16 protein-coding genes are annotated in these 15,308 nt (G+C 63.9%); 9 read left to right on the forward strand and 7 right to left on the reverse strand.

The window, feature by feature from the left end:
* Positions 1-41 precede the first annotated feature (41 nt).
* Positions 42-365, forward strand: coding sequence for an ElaB/YgaM/YqjD family protein (locus HU750_RS10205; RefSeq protein WP_027592031.1), 324 nt, complete (start codon positions 42-44; stop codon positions 363-365).
* Here HU750_RS10205 and HU750_RS10210 read toward each other — a convergent pair.
* Positions 362-1,258 (reverse strand): LysR family transcriptional regulator, encoded by an 897-nt coding sequence (locus tag HU750_RS10210; protein WP_186679241.1) that lies wholly within the window; start codon positions 1,256-1,258, stop codon positions 362-364. The two genes, HU750_RS10205 and HU750_RS10210, sit on opposite strands and share 4 nt — an antisense overlap.
* A gap of 109 nt (positions 1,259-1,367) precedes the next feature.
* Between HU750_RS10210 and trpB the strand changes: the two genes are divergently transcribed.
* Together trpB and trpA are read left to right on the forward strand one after the other, a co-directional pair.
* Positions 1,368-2,585, forward strand: a complete 1,218-nt coding sequence (gene trpB, locus HU750_RS10215; protein WP_027592033.1) for a tryptophan synthase subunit beta — start codon at positions 1,368-1,370, stop codon at positions 2,583-2,585.
* Positions 2,582-3,391: a tryptophan synthase subunit alpha gene (trpA, locus tag HU750_RS10220; protein ID WP_186679243.1), complete on the forward strand. Its 810-nt coding sequence runs from the start codon at positions 2,582-2,584 to the stop codon at positions 3,389-3,391. The genes trpB and trpA overlap by 4 nt, the downstream gene beginning before the upstream one ends.
* A gap of 118 nt (positions 3,392-3,509) precedes the next feature.
* Here the strand turns inward: trpA and HU750_RS10225 are convergent, their stop codons facing one another.
* The gene (locus HU750_RS10225; protein ID WP_027592035.1) at positions 3,510-3,842 is read right to left on the reverse strand and encodes a DOPA 4,5-dioxygenase family protein; all 333 of its coding nucleotides are present in this window, start codon (positions 3,840-3,842) and stop codon (positions 3,510-3,512) included.
* Positions 3,843-3,894: 52 nt separating this feature from the next.
* Between HU750_RS10225 and HU750_RS10230 the strand changes: the two genes are divergently transcribed.
* Complete coding sequence (locus HU750_RS10230; RefSeq protein ID WP_099452520.1) at positions 3,895-4,443, forward strand: NAD(P)H-binding protein; 549 nt, start codon at positions 3,895-3,897, stop codon at positions 4,441-4,443.
* A gap of 112 nt (positions 4,444-4,555) precedes the next feature.
* Here HU750_RS10230 and HU750_RS10235 read toward each other — a convergent pair whose 3' ends face one another.
* The gene (locus HU750_RS10235) at positions 4,556-5,455 is read right to left on the reverse strand and encodes a choline sulfate utilization transcriptional regulator (RefSeq protein ID WP_186679245.1); all 900 of its coding nucleotides are present in this window, start codon (positions 5,453-5,455) and stop codon (positions 4,556-4,558) included.
* A gap of 109 nt (positions 5,456-5,564) precedes the next feature.
* Between HU750_RS10235 and betC the strand changes: the two genes are divergently transcribed.
* The 3 genes from betC to HU750_RS10250 all read left to right on the forward strand — a co-directional run bounded on the left by betC (position 5,565) and on the right by HU750_RS10250 (position 9,728).
* Entirely contained in the window at positions 5,565-7,082 is a 1,518-nt protein-coding gene (betC, locus tag HU750_RS10240) for a choline-sulfatase (protein WP_186679246.1), read from the forward strand.
* Positions 7,083-7,096: 14 nt separating this feature from the next.
* Positions 7,097-8,020, forward strand: coding sequence for a choline ABC transporter substrate-binding protein (gene choX / locus HU750_RS10245; protein WP_186679250.1), 924 nt, complete (start codon positions 7,097-7,099; stop codon positions 8,018-8,020).
* 142 nt (positions 8,021-8,162) lie between these two features.
* Entirely contained in the window at positions 8,163-9,728 is a 1,566-nt protein-coding gene (locus HU750_RS10250; protein WP_186679253.1) for a SulP family inorganic anion transporter, read from the forward strand.
* A 142-nt stretch (positions 9,729-9,870) separates the two neighbouring features.
* On the opposite strand, the gene aroE is transcribed toward HU750_RS10250, so the two are convergent.
* Both aroE and hemF read right to left on the reverse strand, forming a co-directional pair.
* Positions 9,871-10,695 carry a shikimate dehydrogenase gene (aroE, locus tag HU750_RS10255; protein ID WP_027592041.1) on the reverse strand — a complete coding sequence of 275 codons (825 nt, stop codon included), beginning with the start codon at positions 10,693-10,695 and terminating at the stop codon, positions 9,871-9,873.
* A gap of 25 nt (positions 10,696-10,720) precedes the next feature.
* The gene (gene hemF, locus HU750_RS10260) at positions 10,721-11,632 is read right to left on the reverse strand and encodes an oxygen-dependent coproporphyrinogen oxidase (RefSeq protein ID WP_186679255.1); all 912 of its coding nucleotides are present in this window, start codon (positions 11,630-11,632) and stop codon (positions 10,721-10,723) included.
* A gap of 134 nt (positions 11,633-11,766) precedes the next feature.
* Here hemF and HU750_RS10265 point away from each other — a divergent pair, with 134 nt between their 5' ends.
* Positions 11,767-12,744, forward strand: a complete 978-nt coding sequence (locus HU750_RS10265; RefSeq protein ID WP_186679257.1) for an NADPH:quinone reductase — start codon at positions 11,767-11,769, stop codon at positions 12,742-12,744.
* Positions 12,745-12,880: 136 nt separating this feature from the next.
* On the opposite strand, the gene tsaC is transcribed toward HU750_RS10265, so the two are convergent.
* The gene (gene tsaC / locus HU750_RS10270; RefSeq protein WP_027592045.1) at positions 12,881-13,438 is read right to left on the reverse strand and encodes an L-threonylcarbamoyladenylate synthase type 1 TsaC; all 558 of its coding nucleotides are present in this window, start codon (positions 13,436-13,438) and stop codon (positions 12,881-12,883) included.
* A 42-nt stretch (positions 13,439-13,480) separates the two neighbouring features.
* Positions 13,481-14,578, reverse strand: coding sequence for a DNA-processing protein DprA (gene dprA / locus HU750_RS10275; protein WP_186679263.1), 1,098 nt, complete (start codon positions 14,576-14,578; stop codon positions 13,481-13,483).
* Between the two features lie 207 nt (positions 14,579-14,785).
* Here dprA and def point away from each other — a divergent pair, with 207 nt between their 5' ends.
* Positions 14,786-15,292: a peptide deformylase gene (gene def, locus HU750_RS10280; RefSeq protein WP_186679265.1), complete on the forward strand. Its 507-nt coding sequence runs from the start codon at positions 14,786-14,788 to the stop codon at positions 15,290-15,292.
* Positions 15,293-15,308 lie beyond the last annotated feature (16 nt).

Genomic DNA, 15,308 nt, shown 5'->3' on the forward strand with positions numbered 1-15,308 from the left:
CAGTCGCAATCCTTACAGCCCATCCCCGAAGGAGAGTCAACATGCACCGCAACTCGCTGCGTAAAACATCCCTGGAAAGCATGGAAGCCGAGATCGAAAGCCTTCTGAAATCGCTGGAAAACCTCAAACACGATGCCTCGGAGGAGTCCCAGAAGTCGGTGAAGGCAATCCGCAGCAACGCCGAGAGCGCACTCAAACATTCGCGCAGCCTGCTGAGCGACGCCTACGAGGAAGTGAAGACCCGCACTCGCCAAACCGGCATCGCCACCCGTGACTACGCCCAGGAGCACCCCATCACCACCGCCGGGGTAGCCGTGGGTGCCTTGGGCCTGCTGGCGGCATGGCTGCTGTACAAGCGCAATTAAGCGATCTGCAGCCGCAACTCCTGGCGCAGCCATTGCGCCAGTTGCTCGGCGCGCCCATCCGCGGCGCGCCGTGGCACCCACAGCGCCAGCGCGGCGTGCGTGGGTGAAAAACCCCAAGGGGCCGCCAACCTCCCAGCCCGCAGATCATCCGCCACCAACTGCTGCGGCGCGATCGCGACACCCAGCCCGGCCACTGCGGCCTCCAGCAGGTAGTACAGGTGTTCGAAGGCCTGGCCGAACGGCAATGCGCCCGGCTCGAGCCCATGCTGCGCCGCCCACGCAGGCCACGCCTGCGGGCGTGAGGTGGTATGCAGCAGCGACTCGCCCAGCAAAGCCAGGGGCGCCGCGCCGCGCAAACGCTCGAAGCCGGCGAAGTGGGGGCTGAGCACAGGCCCGATGCGTTCTTCGGCCAACACGTGCACCTGCATGTCCGCCGGCCACGGTGGCTCGGCAAACACCAGCAAGGCGTCCAGGCCTGGGCGCCGGGGGTCCAGGTCGCCTTCCCCGGCAGACAAGTGCAGGCGCAGCTCCGGCAGGTCGGCCTTGAGCCGCCCGAGCCTGGGGATGAACCACCGCGCCAGCAGGCTGCCGGAACAGCCAAGGACGAACGGCGCCTCGCTGTTATCCCGGCTCAACTCGGCACACACGCCCCGCAACCTGTCGAATGCCTCGCCACTGGCATCGCGCAGGCGCATGCCGGCATCTGTGAGTTTGATGCCACGCCCATCCTTGACGAACAGGGCAATGCCCAAGTGCTCTTCAAGCACTTTGATCTGCCGGCTGACCGCGCCGTGCGTCACATGCAGCGCTTCGGCCGCCTGGCTGACGCTGTTAAGCCGGGCAGTCGCCTCGAAGGCCCTAAGGGCATTGAGCGGGGGAAGGTCCTGGGCCATTGTCTTGTGAGTTTTCCTGACAGGTTTGCGCAATCTTATCGGTTTTCAGACGGGCGTTGCGTGGTTAGAGTAAAGCCCATCACTCATTCATTACGCCTTGGAGCGCCCCATGACCCAGACTCAATACCGCCCTGGCCCAGACGCCAACGGCCTGTTCGGCTCGTTCGGCGGCCGCTACGTGGCAGAAACCCTGATGCCACTGGTACTGGACCTGGCCCGCGAATACGAAGCCGCCAAGGCCGACCCGAAGTTTCTCGAAGAGCTGGCGTACTTCCAGCGCGACTACATCGGCCGCCCGAACCCGCTGTACTTCGCCGAGCGCCTGACCGAGCACTGTGGCGGGGCAAAAATCTTCTTCAAGCGTGAAGAGCTCAACCACACCGGCGCGCACAAGGTGAACAACTGCATCGGCCAGGTGCTGCTGGCCAAGCGCATGGGCAAAAAACGTCTGATCGCCGAAACCGGTGCCGGCATGCACGGCGTGGCCACCGCCACCGTCGCCGCCCGCTTCGGCCTGCCTTGTGTCATCTACATGGGCGCCACCGACATCGAGCGCCAGCAGGCCAACGTGTTCCGCATGAAGCTGCTGGGCGCCGAAATCGTCCCGGTCACCGCCGGTACCGGCACCCTGAAAGACGCCATGAACGAGGCCCTGCGCGACTGGGTCACCAACGTCGAAGACACCTTCTACCTGATCGGCACCGTCGCCGGCCCGCACCCGTACCCGGCCATGGTCCGCGACTTCCAGTCGATCATCGGCAAGGAAACCCGTGCCCAGTTGCAAGAGAAGGAAGGGCGCCTGCCCGACAGCCTGGTGGCCTGCGTCGGTGGCGGCTCCAACGCCATGGGCCTGTTCCACGAATTCCTTGAAGAGCCAAGCGTGCAGATCATCGGCGTCGAAGCCGGCGGCCACGGCGTGCACACCGACAAACACGCCGCCAGCCTGAACGGCGGCGTACCCGGCGTGCTGCACGGCAACCGCACCTACCTGCTGCAGGACGCTGACGGCCAGATCACCGACGCCCACTCGATTTCCGCCGGCCTCGACTACCCGGGCATCGGCCCAGAGCACGCTTACCTGCATGAAGTGAAGCGCGTCGAGTACGTCAGCATCACCGACGACGAAGCCCTTGATGCGTTCCACGCCACCTGTCGCCTGGAAGGCATCATCCCGGCCCTGGAAAGCTCCCACGCCCTGGCCGAGGCGATCAAGCGCGCACCGAACCTGCCCAAGGACCACCTGATGGTCGTGTGCCTGTCCGGGCGCGGCGACAAAGACATGCAAACCGTGATGAACCACATGGCCGCCCAGGAGAAACAGGCATGAGCCGTCTTGAACAACGCTTCGCCGCACTCAAGGCCGAAGGCCGTTCGGCACTGGTCACCTTCGTTACCGCGGGCGACCCGGGCTATGACGCTTCGCTGCGCATCCTCAAGGGCCTGCCGGAAGCCGGCGCCGACGTGATCGAGCTGGGCATGCCGTTCACCGACCCGATGGCCGATGGCGTGGCCATTCAGCTAGCGACCCTGCGTGCACTGGAAGCCGGCCAGACCTTGGCCAAGACCCTGCAGATGGTTCGTGAATTCCGCGTGGGCAACCAAGCCACGCCGATCGTGCTGATGGGTTACTACAACCCGATCCACCGCTTTGGCGTGGAAAAGTTCGTGGCAGAAGCCAAGGAAGCCGGCGTCGATGGCCTGATCATCGTCGACCTGCCGCCCGAGCATGATGCCGAGCTGGCCACCCCGGCTCAGGCCTCGGGCATCGACTTCATCCGCCTGACCACCCCGACCACCGACGACGCACGCCTGCCGCGTGTGCTGGAGCGCAGCTCCGGGTTCGTCTATTACGTGTCCGTCGCCGGTGTGACCGGCGCGGGCTCGGCAACCACCGAGCACGTGACCGAAGCCATCGCCCGCCTGCGTCGGCATACCGACCTGCCGATCAGCGTTGGTTTTGGCATTCGTACCCCGGAGCAGGCTGCGAACATCGCCCGCCTCGCCGATGGTGTGGTGGTGGGGTCGGCGCTGGTCGACAAGATCGCTCATGCCAAGGATGCCGATCAGGCCGTCAATGATGTGCTGAGCCTGTGCTCGGCGTTGGCTGAAGGGGTACGCGGCGCTCGACGCTGATTGGCGTTGCATTCTTCGCGGGGCAAGCCCGCTCCCACAGGTTCACTGCAATCTGTCAGAAAGCACTCGACCTGTGGGAGCGGGCTTGCCCCGCGAATGGCCGCATAGCGGCCCCCATCTAGCCGCCAAAAATCGACAGCTTCAGCGGCCGCACAGCCCCCATCCAAATCGCATGATCCCGGTGATCCGCCAGCTCATCCCCGGTCAGCGGGTGCAGAAACACCACCAACCCCTTGCGGTACAGCGCCAGCCACGGTAACACCACCCCCACCACTTCAGGCCCGAACGCCAGCTGGCAACTCCAGTCCGGATGCGGCCCCACGGGTTGCTGGTGCATGCGCCCCATGGTCACGGGGAACAGCCGCGCCGCCTCCTCACACAGTTCTCGCGCCTGCTCGAGGGTCGATGCGTCGTAGTACACGTGGGCGTGATAGCCCTTGATCCTTTGCACGATAACTCCTGATTGCGGTCAAACCATCACCCCCTGCAAAGGAAGTGATGCAGTGAAAAACGCCGAAACCCCAGTATTCAAGCTGGTCCTGTTCGGGGCCGAGTCCAGCCTTGGCAGTGCGCTGATTACCGAACTGCTGTCACGCCAGCACGAAGTGACCGCCGTGGTCGATGACCTCAACCGCCATGCGCCACGCCCTGGCCTGCATTTCAAGATAGGCGGGCTGGCGAGTGCCGACCAGGCGGAGCAGGGTGCCGCAGGCGGCTCGGCGGTAGTTGCCTTGGTGTCAGCCTTGGCACCCGGTGACCTGCCTGCGCAATGGCAAATGAGCGAAGCGCTGGTGGCCGGGCTTGCGCGTACGACTATACGCCGGCTGTTGCTGGTGGGCGATTTCGATGTGCTGGACAGGCCAGGCGATTACACCGATGAAGCGCGCGAAGGCGTGGACCAGGTTGTCGATGGGTTGCAGCGCAGCGCGTTGCACTGGACCCTGATCAATGCACCCCAGACGTTGGTCGACCTGGAGAGGGTAGCGGCGGGGATGGCCGATATGCTGGACCTAGGGTTGCATCGGGGCGAGCATTTGAACTTCGTGGTCTAGATTTTGGGGCCGCTTCGCAGCCCATCGCAGGCAAGCCAGCTCCTACAGGGGGACCGCGCACTTCTGTAGGAGCTGGCTTGCCTGCGATGGGCTGCACAGCAGCCCCAAAATCTCACCCCCCCCGCTCATCCTCCAGCCAATCGACAAACCGCTCAATCAGCGCCCCACGCCGCTTGCGCGGTGGCAAAACCGCATAATACCCGCGTTCCGAGCGCAAACTGCCCTCCAAAGGCCGGCACAGCAGCCCCTGTTCAACCAGCCCATCGACCAGGTGCCCCCAGCCAATCGCTACCCCTTGCCCGGCAATCGCCGCCTGGATCAACAAGGTGTAATTATCAAAACGCAACTGCCCCGGTGGCGGTGGGCTGTCTACGCCAAACCCACGAAACACACCCGCCCAATCAAACCAACGGCTGGCCTGCTCACCGCGCAGGTGAAGCAACGGCAAACGCTGCAAAGCCACGGCTGACAAGGGTTTGCCATGAGTCAGGCGGGGGCTGCAGACGGGGAATACCTCCTCATCGAACAACCACCGGCTCTCGCCTTGATGGAAACGCCCATCACCAAACAGCACCGCCACATCGATATCCGGCCGCAGCATCGCCTGGCTGCGCTCACCCGTTACCAAGCTCACATCCACCTGTGGATAAGCTTCATGAAAGCGTTGCAACCGGGGCATAAGCCAGAACGCCGCAAAGGCGAAGTCGGTCGCCACCTGAAGCACCTCGCGCTGGCCTCGCCCGCTGACCAAGGCAAGCCCATCGTCCATGGCCTGTAGCCCTTGGTGCACCTGTTCGAACAGCAACTGGCCGGCCTCGGTCAGCGCAATGCCCCGGTAGATCCGGTCGAACAGCCGGGTACCCAGCTGGGCCTCCAGGCGCTTCACCTGCTGGCTCACGGCGGGCTGCGTGGTCCCCAGCTCAAGCGCTGCGGCCGTAAAGCCGCGCAACCGCGCTGCGGCCTCGAACACACGCAGGGTATCCAACGACAGCTCGCCAAGGCGCTCAAACATAAGCTCAGCTAATCCCAGTCATTGCCCGCCATGGGCTTTACCCATGTTATCCACAGTCGCATCTTGGTAGGCAAGCGGTTCGCATAACCTTCAACGATGGAAGCCAACCATGACGCGCCCGAATATCCTGTTCATCATGGCCGACCAGATGGCCGCGCCCGTGCTGCCGATCTACGCCCCTTCGCCCATCCAGATGCCAAACCTCGCCCGCCTCGCCGACCAGGCGGTGGTGTTCGACTCGGCGTACTGCAACAGCCCGCTGTGCGCACCGTCGCGCTTCACCCTGGTCAGCGGCCAGTTGCCCAGCCGTATTGGCGCTTACGATAACGCCGCTGACTTCCCCGCCGATGTGCCCACCTACGCCCATTACCTGCGCCGTCTCGGCTACCGCACTGCGCTGTCGGGCAAGATGCACTTCTGCGGCCCAGACCAGTTGCACGGCTACGAAGAACGCCTGACCAGCGATATCTACCCCGCCGATTACGGCTGGGCCGTGAACTGGGACGCCCCGGACGCGCGCCCGAGCTGGTACCACAACATGTCGTCGGTGCTGCAGGCCGGCCCATGCGTGCGCACCAACCAGCTGGATTTCGACGAGGAGGTGGTGTTCAAAGCCCGCCAGTACCTCTACGACCATGTGCGCGAAAACGATGGCCGGCCGTTTTGCCTGACCGTGTCGATGACTCACCCCCACGACCCGTACACCATTCCCAAGCGCTACTGGGATCGCTATGAGGGTGTGGATATCCCAATGCCCAGCGCCGAGTTTGACCAGCGCGAGCAAGACCCGCACTCGCAGCGCCTGCTCAAGGTCTACGACCTGTGGAACAAGCCCCTGCCTGTGGACAAGATCCGCGATGCCCGCCGCGCCTACTTTGGCGCCTGCAGCTACATCGACGACAACCTTGGCCAGTTGCTGCAAACCCTTGAGGAATGCGGCTTGGCGGAGGACACGTTGATCGTGTTCTCCGGCGACCACGGCGACATGCTTGGCGAGCGCGGCCTTTGGTACAAGATGCACTGGTTCGAAATGTCGGCGCGCGTGCCACTGCTGATCCACGCCCCCAAACGCTTTGCCGCCGCGCGCGTGAGTGCGTCGGTCTCCACCTGCGACCTGCTGCCGACCCTGGTCGAACTGGCCGGCGGTGCCGTGGACACGTCCCTGCATCTGGACGGCCGCTCGCTGCTGGGCCACCTGCAAGGGCAGGGTGGCCACGACGAGGTCATTGGCGAATACATGGCCGAAGGCACGGTCGGCCCGCTGATGATGATCCGCCGTGGCCCGTACAAGTTCGTGTACAGCGAAGACGACCCCTGGCTACTCTATGACCTGAGTCGCGACCCGCACGAGCGGGAGAACCTCGCCAGCAGCCCCGACCATCAGGCGCTGCTGCAGGCATTTGCCGATGAAGCCCGGCAGCGTTGGGACATCCCCACCCTGCGCCAACAGGTCCTGGCCAGCCAGCGCCGCCGCCGCCTGGTGGCCGAAGCCCTGGCCATCGGCAAGCTGAAAAGCTGGGACCACCAACCGTTGGTGGACGCCAGCCAACAGTACATGCGCAACCACATCGATCTCGACGACCTCGAGCGCAAGGCCCGTTATCCACAGCCCGCCCCTCTGGATTGAGAAGAGAGTTCGCCATGCAAAAAATCTCCGCCGCCGTGCTTGCCCTGGCCCTCGGCCTGGGCGCTGCCACGGCTCACGCCGACGACGCGCAATGCAGCACCGTGAAGATGGCCGACCCCGGCTGGAGCGATATCGCCACCACCAACGCCATCGCCCGCCTGCTGCTGGAAAGCCTCGGCTACCAAGTAAAAATCGACAGCCTGGCCGTGCCGATCATCTATGGCGGCCTCAAGGACGGGCGCGTCGATGCCTTCCTCGGCAACTGGATGCCGGCGCACCAGGGGTTTCATGACAAGTTCATCGCCAATGGTGATGTGCAGCAGTTGTCGCGCAACCTTGAAGGCACCGAGTTCACCCTCGCGGTGCCCGACTATGTGTGGAACGCCGGGGTCAAAGACTTCGCCGACCTGCAAAAGCACGCGGACCAGTTCGACAAGAAACTGTATGGGATCGGCGCTGGCGCGCCTGCCAACCTGTCGCTGAAAGAAATCATCGATCAGAACCAGTTCGACCTCGGCCAGTGGAAGCTGGTGGAGTCGAGTGAGCAGGCGATGCTTGCGCAAGTGGACCGTGCCGTGAAGAAGCAGCAATTCATCACCTTCCTTGGCTGGACACCGCACCCGATGAACGTGAAGCTGAAGATGCACTACCTCACGGGTGGGGAAAAGTGGTTTGGCAGCAAGGGCCAGGTCTATACCCTGACCCGCAAAGGTTATGCACAGGCATGCCCGAATACAGCGAAGCTGCTGGGCAACCTGACATTTACCCTGGACATGGAAAACAGCATCATGGCCGAGGTTGTGGATAAGAAAGTGAGCTTCGATGAAGCAGCCAAGGCTTGGGTGAAGGCGCATCCCGAAGTACTGGAAGGGTGGTTGGCTGGGGTCAGCACCCAGTCCGGTGGCGATGCCCTCGCGGCCGTCAAAGACAAACTCTGATCAACCGCACGCTGCAATCCCCTGTGGGAGCGGGCTTGCCCGCGAATACCGGCGAAGCCGGTGCCATGCACCGCGGTGGCTTCTTCGCGGGCAAGCCCGCTCCCACAGAGGCACAGCGCAACTTCAGGAATGTGGATAACCCATGCACCGCCTCATCCAGCTGCTGCCTTTCCTTGCCTGGCTCCCCCGCCAATCGGGCCGCAGCCTGCGCCAGGACCTGCTGGTCGGCCTGAGCGGTGCCATCCTTGCCCTGCCGCAATCCATCGCCTACGCCCTGATCGCCGGCCTGCCCGCCGAATACGGCCTGTTCGCCGCCATCGTCCCGGTGCTCATCGCCTGCTTGTGGGGGTCTTCCTGGCACCTGATCTGCGGCCCGACCGCAGCCATCTCGATCGTCCTCTACGCCAGCGTCAGCCCCCTGGCGGTGCCGGGCAGCGCCGACTACATCACGCTGGTCCTGCTGCTGACATTGCTCGCCGGCATCTTCCAGCTCTTGCTCGGCCTGCTGCGCTTCGGCGCACTGGTCAATTTCGTCTCCCACTCGGTGGTGCTCGGCTTCACCCTGGGCGCCGCCATCGTCATCGCCCTCGGCCAGTTACCCAACCTGTTGGGCATGGACTTGCCAAGCCAGGCCACGGCGTTGAAAACCGTGCAAGACCTGGCCAGCCACGCCGGGGAGGTCGACCTGCCGTCGCTGATACTGGGGCTGACCACGGTGCTGATCGGCATGGCCTTCAAGCTCTGGCGGCCCCGCTGGCCGAGCCTGTTGATAAGCCTGGTCGTGGTCAGTTTGCTGGCCTGGTCACTGCCTGGCTTTTTTGGCCATGTGCCGCGGGTACCTGCCTTCACTGGCCAATTGCCCCCGTTGAGCCCACTGCCGCTACTGGACGTGGAGCTGATGCTGCGGCTGCTGCCGACGGCGGTGGCGGTGGGCATGCTCGGCCTGGTCACCAGCCTGTCGATTGCCCGGTCGCTGTCTGCGCGCTCTGAACAGCTGATCGACGCCGACCAGGAGATCCGCGCCCAGGGCCTGTCGAACATCGTCGGCGCGTTCTTCTCCGGTTACCTGTCATCAGGCTCTTTCACCCGTTCGGGCTTAAGTTATGACGCCGGCGCCCGCTCACCGCTGGCCGGGGTGTTCTCGGCCCTGTGGGTCGCGCTGTTTGCCGTCGCAGGGGCAGGGCTGATCGCCCACCTGCCGATCCCGGCGATGGCGGGCAGCATCCTGCTGATCTGTTGGGGGTTGGTGGATCACCGTGGCATTCGGGCGCTGTTCAGGGTCAGCCGCTCGGAGTTCCTGGTCATGGCCCTGACCGCCGCCGCGACCTTGCTGCTGGAGCTACAGACCGCGATCTATGCCGGGGTGCTGGCTTCGCTGTTCTTTTACCTCAAACGCACGTCCCGGCCACGGGTGCAGCAGAGCCGCGAAGGGCAGGCTGACGTGCTGCGGGTGGGCGGGTCGATCTTCTTTGGCGCGGCGCACTACCTGCAGGTGCGCTTGCAGCGCTGCCAGGGGCCGCATGTGGTGATCGATGCGCGGCAGGTGAATTTTATCGATTATTCGGGTGTGGATATGTTGCACCGAGAGGCACGGCGGTTACGGCGAGCAGGGGGGAGTTTGACCTTGCAGCGGGCGCGGCCGCAGGTGGTCGAGGAATTGCAGAAGTTGGAAGGGGTGGATTTGTGTCCCATCAGGTTTGAAGAGTGAGGTTGGGTTGAGATCTTGGGGCTGCTTTGCAGCCCATCGCAGGCAAGCCAGCTCCTACAAGTACAGCGCCAACCTCGGGCCTTGCGATATCCCTGTAGGAGCTGGCTTGCCTGCGATGGGCCGCGAAGCGGCCCCGACAGCGTCAACCCCGAGCAAGCTGTCGGCGCAGTTCAGCCAACACCGGCGCCGTATCCGGCCTCACGCCACGCCAGATAAAGAACGCCTCAGCCGCCTGCTCAGCCAGCATCCCCAGCCCATCCAGCACCTTGGCCGCACCTAGGTTGGTAGCCCATTGGCAAAACGGCGTCGGCTCCTTGCCGTACATCATGTCGTAGCAAACCGTGCGCCCCGCCTCGACCAGGCTGTCGGCAATCGGCGGCATCTCGCCCGCCAGGCTCGCCGAGGTGGCGTTGATGATGACGTCCACCGGCTCCTGCAGCCAGCTGAACCCGCTGGCCACCACCGGCCCCAACTCAGCGAACTCACGCGCCAGTTGCTCGGCCTTTTCAACCGTGCGGTTGGCGATCACCAGCGACTGCGGATCGTGCGCCAGAATCGGCTCCAGCACCCCACGCACCGCACCGCCCGCACCCAAAATGAGGATCCGCTTACCCGCCAGCTCAACCCCAGCATTCACCGTCAGGTCGCGCACCAGGCCAGCACCGTCAGTGTTGTCCCCCCGCAGCGAGCCATCCGCCAGCTTGCTCAGGGTATTCACCGCACCCGCCCGCTGGGCACGTGGGGTCAGGCTGTCGCACAGGCGGTAGGCTTCTTCCTTGAACGGCACCGTGACATTGCCGCCACTGCCTTGCTTGAAGAAACCGCGGGCACAATCGCTGAACTCGTCCAGCGGCGCCAGCAGGGTGGCGTATTCCAGGTCCTGGCCGGTCTGCTCGGCGAACAGGCGGTGGATCAGCGGCGACTTGCTGTGGCCAATGGGGTTACCGAAAACGACGTACTGGTCCATGGGGGCTCCTCGGTTATCCACAGGTTTACTGGGCGAGCCAGTCGCGGTCTTGCAGGAAGTACTCGGTCAGGCGCGCTTCTTCGCTGCCAGGCGCGGCTTTCCAGTCGTAGCCCCAGCGGACCTGCGGCGGCAGCGACATAAGGATCGACTCGGTACGCCCACCTGATTGCAGGCCGAACAAGGTGCCACGGTCGTAGACCAAGTTGAACTCCACGTAGCGACCGCGACGGTACTCTTGGAACTCGCGCTGCTCGGCGGTATAGGGCGTGTCCTTGCGGCGTTGGACGATCGGCAGGTAGGCCTCGACAAAGGCATCGCCAATGGCACGGATGAAAGCAAAGCAGGTGTCGAAGTCCCACTCGTTCAGGTCGTCGAAGAACAGCCCGCCAATGCCGCGTGGTTCGCCACGGTGCTTGAGGTGGAAGTAGCGGTCGCACCAGGCTTTGTAGCGCGGGTACACGTCAGCGCCGAATGGCGCGCAGGCCTGCTCGGCCACACGGTGCCAGTGGATGCAGTCTTCTTCGTTGCCGTAGTACGGGGTCAGGTCGAAACCGCCGCCGAACCACCACACCGCCTCTTCGCCTTCTTTTTCGGCGATGAAGAAGCGCACATTGGCGTGGGACGTCGGCACGTGCGGGTTGTGCGGGTGGATCACCAGCGACACCCCCAGGGCCTCGAAACCACGGCCCGCCAGCTCGGGGCGGTGGGCGCTGGCCGACGGTGGCAGGCCGGCACCGAACACGTGGGAGAAGTTGACCCCGCCTTTCTCGATCACATTACCCTCACCGATCACCCGCGTGCGGCCCCCGCCACCGGCTTCACGCGTCCAGGCGTCCTCGACAAAGCGGGCGCCGCCGTCCTCACGTTCAAGGGCGGAGCAGATGCGGTCTTGCAGGTCGAGCAGGTAGGCTTTCACGGCCTCGGTGCGGCTGGTCATCGGGTCACCTGGAGCGGGCAGAGAAGAATTCGCCGCGTAGCATACCACCGGCGGCTGACGCGCCGCAGTTGACGGCGATCAAGCAAAGGCGTCCGATAGAGGGCTGTTACCAATCCCGACAACAGGAGTGCGAGATGGCCAAGCGTATCCAGTTCAGCCAGCATGGCGGCCCGGAAGTTCTGCAGCTTGTAGAGTTCGACCCCGCCCCACCTGGGCCACAGCAGGTCCGCGTGCGTAACCAGGCGATTGGCCTGAACTTCATCGACACCTATTTCCGCAGCGGCTTGTACGCACCGCCATCCTTGCCTTCCGGGCTCGGCACCGAGGCCGCTGGTGTGGTCGACGCCGTGGGTGAGGGCGTCACCCGCCTGAAAGTCGGCGACCGGGTTGCCCATGCCGGCGGCCCGCTGGGTGCCTACAGCGAAGTGCATACGCTGCCCGAAGCCAACCTGGTCAAACTGCCGGATAACATCAGCTTTGAGCAGGCAGCGGCGGTGATGCTCAAAGGCCTGACCGTGCAGTACCTGCTCAAGCAGACTTATGCGGTGCAACCGGGCGAAGTGATCCTGTTCCATGCCGCTGCCGGTGGCGTGGGTTCGCTGGCCTGCCAATGGGCCAAGGCGCTGGGGGCCAAGTTGATCGGTACCGTCAGCTCCGCTGAGAAGGCCGAGCGGGCGAAGGCGCTGGGGGCATGGGAAACCATCGACTACAGCCATGAAGATGTGGCCAAGCGCGTACTGGAGTTGACCGACGGCAAGAAATGCCCGGTGGTGTACGACGGCGTGGGGGCCGATACCTGGCTGACCTCGCTGGACTGCCTGCAGCCGCGTGGGTTGATGGTGAGCTTTGGCAATGCTTCGGGCGCGGTGAGCGGGGTGAACCTGGGGATTCTGGCGCAGAAGGGCTCGCTGTATGTCACCCGCCCGACCCTGGCGAGCTATGCCAACAATGCCGAGAACACCCAGGCCATGGCCGATGACCTGTTTGCGATGATTGCGAGTGGGAAGCTGGTTGTGGATATCCAGCAGCGGTATCCGCTGAGTGAGGCAGCCAAGGCGCAGGCGGAACTGTCGGCTCGACGGACTGTGGGGTCGACTGTTTTGTTGCCTTGATTTAGGTACGCGATCGCATCGGGGCGGGCAGGTGCTTGGCTTGAGAATTTCAGCGCCTGTGAAATCGAGCGCCGCCCGCGCGGCGCTTCGCGGGGCAAGCCCGCTCCCACAAGGAGGTGTATTGGCGCTTGGCAATTTAGCCCGGCCGAACGACTTCGCCCGTCGCCAGGTTGCGAATCACACTTGGGTTCTTCCGCCCGCCCAACGCCCCGCCCAGTACCAGGTCCAGCTGGCCATGGAAGTACTGCTCCACCCGCAAGCGGCTCTTCGCCGCCGGGCGACCGCCGGGGTTGCACGAGGTGGAAATCAGCGGCCCGACCAGCGCGCACAGCTCACGCACCTGCGGGTGGTCACTGACCCGCAGCGCCACCGTGTCGTGCTGGCCGGTCACCCACTCCGGCAACAGGTCCTGGTGCGGCACCAGCCAGGTGTTCGGGCCTGGCCAGGTGCTGCCCATGCGGTCAATCCAGTCCTCGGGAAAATCTTCGAACAAAAAGTCGAACTGGCGGATATTGTCGGCGATCAGGATCAAGCCTTTATCCACAGGCCGCGACTTGAGCGCCAGCAGGCGATACACCGCGTCCTCGTTCCACGGGTCACAGCCCAGGCCCCAGACCGCTTCCGTCGGGTAGGCGATAACCGCGCCCGCCCGGATCTCACGTGCGGCTTGTTGCACACGAAAACTGCTCACCATTGCTGTCTCTCCGCCTATATACCTTGCTTGTGAGCAGTGTACTTAGCCAACGCGGGCAAACCAACGCCCGGCTTCATTGCTGACCCGCCCTTCAAGCTCCAGTTCGGTGAGCTGCGCCATCACCTGAGCCAACGTCAGTTCGCTGCAGTGGGCCAGGCTCTCGGTAGTCTGTGGCGCGGCATGCAGCAAGGTGAGCAGGGGGTGATCACGCTGTTCAACAATGGCCGGGGGCAAGTTCTGCCAGCCCTGCAGGCTTTCCAGAATCTGTTCCACGCTCTCCACCAGCAGGGCACCGTCGCGAATCAGTTGGTGGCAGCCTTTGGCACCTGGGTGGTGGATGGAGCCTGGGATGGCATACACCTCGCGGCCCTGCTCAGCCGCCAGGCGCGCCGTGATCAACGAGCCACTGGCCAAGCTCGCCTCCACAACCAATACGCCCAGCGACAAGCCACTGATGATGCGATTACGCCGCGGAAAATTGCCCGGCAGCGGGCCGGCATCCAGCGGGTACTCGGAAACCAGCGCACTGCCGCTGTCGATCATCGCCTGGGCAAGCTCGCGATGGCGCTGTGGATAAAGTTTTTGCAGCCCCGTCCCGAGTACCCCAATTGTGCCGCCCCCGGCCTGCAACGCTGCCCGATGAGCGGCACCATCGATACCCAGTGCCAGGCCGCTGGTAATGGTGAAACCCGTCTGCGCCAAGTAGCGAGAAAATGCCCGGGCAGTGTCGAGCGCGGGCGGTGAAGCACGCCTGCTGCCCACAATTGCCAACTGTGGCCTTTCCAGTAATGCGGGGTCGCCAGCGACGAAAAGCAACGGCGGCGGGTCGTCGGTTTCGGCCAGCAGAGCAGGGTAGCCAGGGCAGTCCCACATCAGTAAATGCTGGCCCGGGCGCTCTAACCAGGCCATTGCAGCCAGTGCACCGTCACGCACTTCGGCGCTTCTTCGGGCTTCGATGCTGGCTTGCGGAATGCCCAGTGCGCGCCAGGCTGCGGCCGGCGCACTCAGCGCCGAAGACGCGCTGCCAAAAGCTTTCAGCAGGCTGTGAAAGCGGCGTAACCCTGTGTCCGGCAAGCGGTGCAGGCGCAACCTCGCCTCCAGTTCGGCAGGCGCGCAAGGCGACGAATGGTGGGTCAACATGAGGATCATCCTTGATCGAAACGGGGCCATCGACGTGGCACAACCTGTGGATAACTGTGTTGATAACGCTTTGACAACCTGTCCATCAAATGGGTGATAAGCCGTCCGTTTAAACCCTAGCCGAGCTTTGCCAGGTGCCGAATGCCCCGATTACCTTTATTATGTGTGCTCAGTTTTCAACCGAACGCACAGTGACTGCCCGACCTTATGGCCATCTTGAACATTCTCGAATTCCCGGACCCGCGCCTGCGCACCCTCGCCAAACCGGTGACGGTGTTCGACGACGCCCTGAGCCAGCTGATCGACGACATGTTTGAAACCATGTATGAAGCGCCTGGCATCGGCCTGGCGGCGACCCAGGTCAACGTCCACAAGCAGGTGGTGGTGATGGACCTGAGCGAAGACCGCAGCGAGCCGCGGGTCTTCATCAACCCCGTCGTCGAAGAACAGACCCACGACATGGGCCAGTACCAGGAAGGTTGCCTGTCGGTGCCTGGCTTCTACGAAAACGTCGACCGCCCCCTGCGGGTGCGCGTCAAAGCCCAGGACCGCGACGGCAAGCCGTTCGAGCTCGAGGCCGAAGGCCTGCTGGCCGTGTGCGTGCAGCACGAGTTCGATCACCTCAACGGCAAGCTGTTCGTCGACTACCTGTCCACGCTCAAACGCGACCGGATCAAGAAGAAGCTGGAAAAGCAGCACCGCCAGCAAGCCTGATCCCCACCTTCCAGAA

The sequence above is a fragment of the Pseudomonas sp. SWRI50 genome, from assembly GCF_014269095.1.
GTDB lineage: Bacteria > Pseudomonadota > Gammaproteobacteria > Pseudomonadales > Pseudomonadaceae > Aquipseudomonas > Aquipseudomonas kermanshahensis.

Coding starts and splice junctions, on each gene's coding strand:
- def (WP_186679265.1), top strand. CDS start 14,786: ATGGCCATCTTGAACATTCTCGAATTCCCGGACCCGCGCCTGCGCACC.
- choX (WP_186679250.1), top strand. CDS start 7,097: ATGCAAAAAATCTCCGCCGCCGTGCTTGCCCTGGCCCTCGGCCTGGGC.
- HU750_RS10210 (WP_186679241.1), bottom strand. CDS start 1,258: ATGGCCCAGGACCTTCCCCCGCTCAATGCCCTTAGGGCCTTCGAGGCG.
- aroE (WP_027592041.1), bottom strand. CDS start 10,695: ATGGACCAGTACGTCGTTTTCGGTAACCCCATTGGCCACAGCAAGTCG.
- hemF (WP_186679255.1), bottom strand. CDS start 11,632: ATGACCAGCCGCACCGAGGCCGTGAAAGCCTACCTGCTCGACCTGCAA.
- tsaC (WP_027592045.1), bottom strand. CDS start 13,438: ATGGTGAGCAGTTTTCGTGTGCAACAAGCCGCACGTGAGATCCGGGCG.
- HU750_RS10205 (WP_027592031.1), top strand. CDS start 42: ATGCACCGCAACTCGCTGCGTAAAACATCCCTGGAAAGCATGGAAGCC.
- trpA (WP_186679243.1), top strand. CDS start 2,582: ATGAGCCGTCTTGAACAACGCTTCGCCGCACTCAAGGCCGAAGGCCGT.
- betC (WP_186679246.1), top strand. CDS start 5,565: ATGACGCGCCCGAATATCCTGTTCATCATGGCCGACCAGATGGCCGCG.
- HU750_RS10250 (WP_186679253.1), top strand. CDS start 8,163: ATGCACCGCCTCATCCAGCTGCTGCCTTTCCTTGCCTGGCTCCCCCGC.
- HU750_RS10235 (WP_186679245.1), bottom strand. CDS start 5,455: ATGTTTGAGCGCCTTGGCGAGCTGTCGTTGGATACCCTGCGTGTGTTC.
- dprA (WP_186679263.1), bottom strand. CDS start 14,578: ATGTTGACCCACCATTCGTCGCCTTGCGCGCCTGCCGAACTGGAGGCG.
- HU750_RS10265 (WP_186679257.1), top strand. CDS start 11,767: ATGGCCAAGCGTATCCAGTTCAGCCAGCATGGCGGCCCGGAAGTTCTG.
- trpB (WP_027592033.1), top strand. CDS start 1,368: ATGACCCAGACTCAATACCGCCCTGGCCCAGACGCCAACGGCCTGTTC.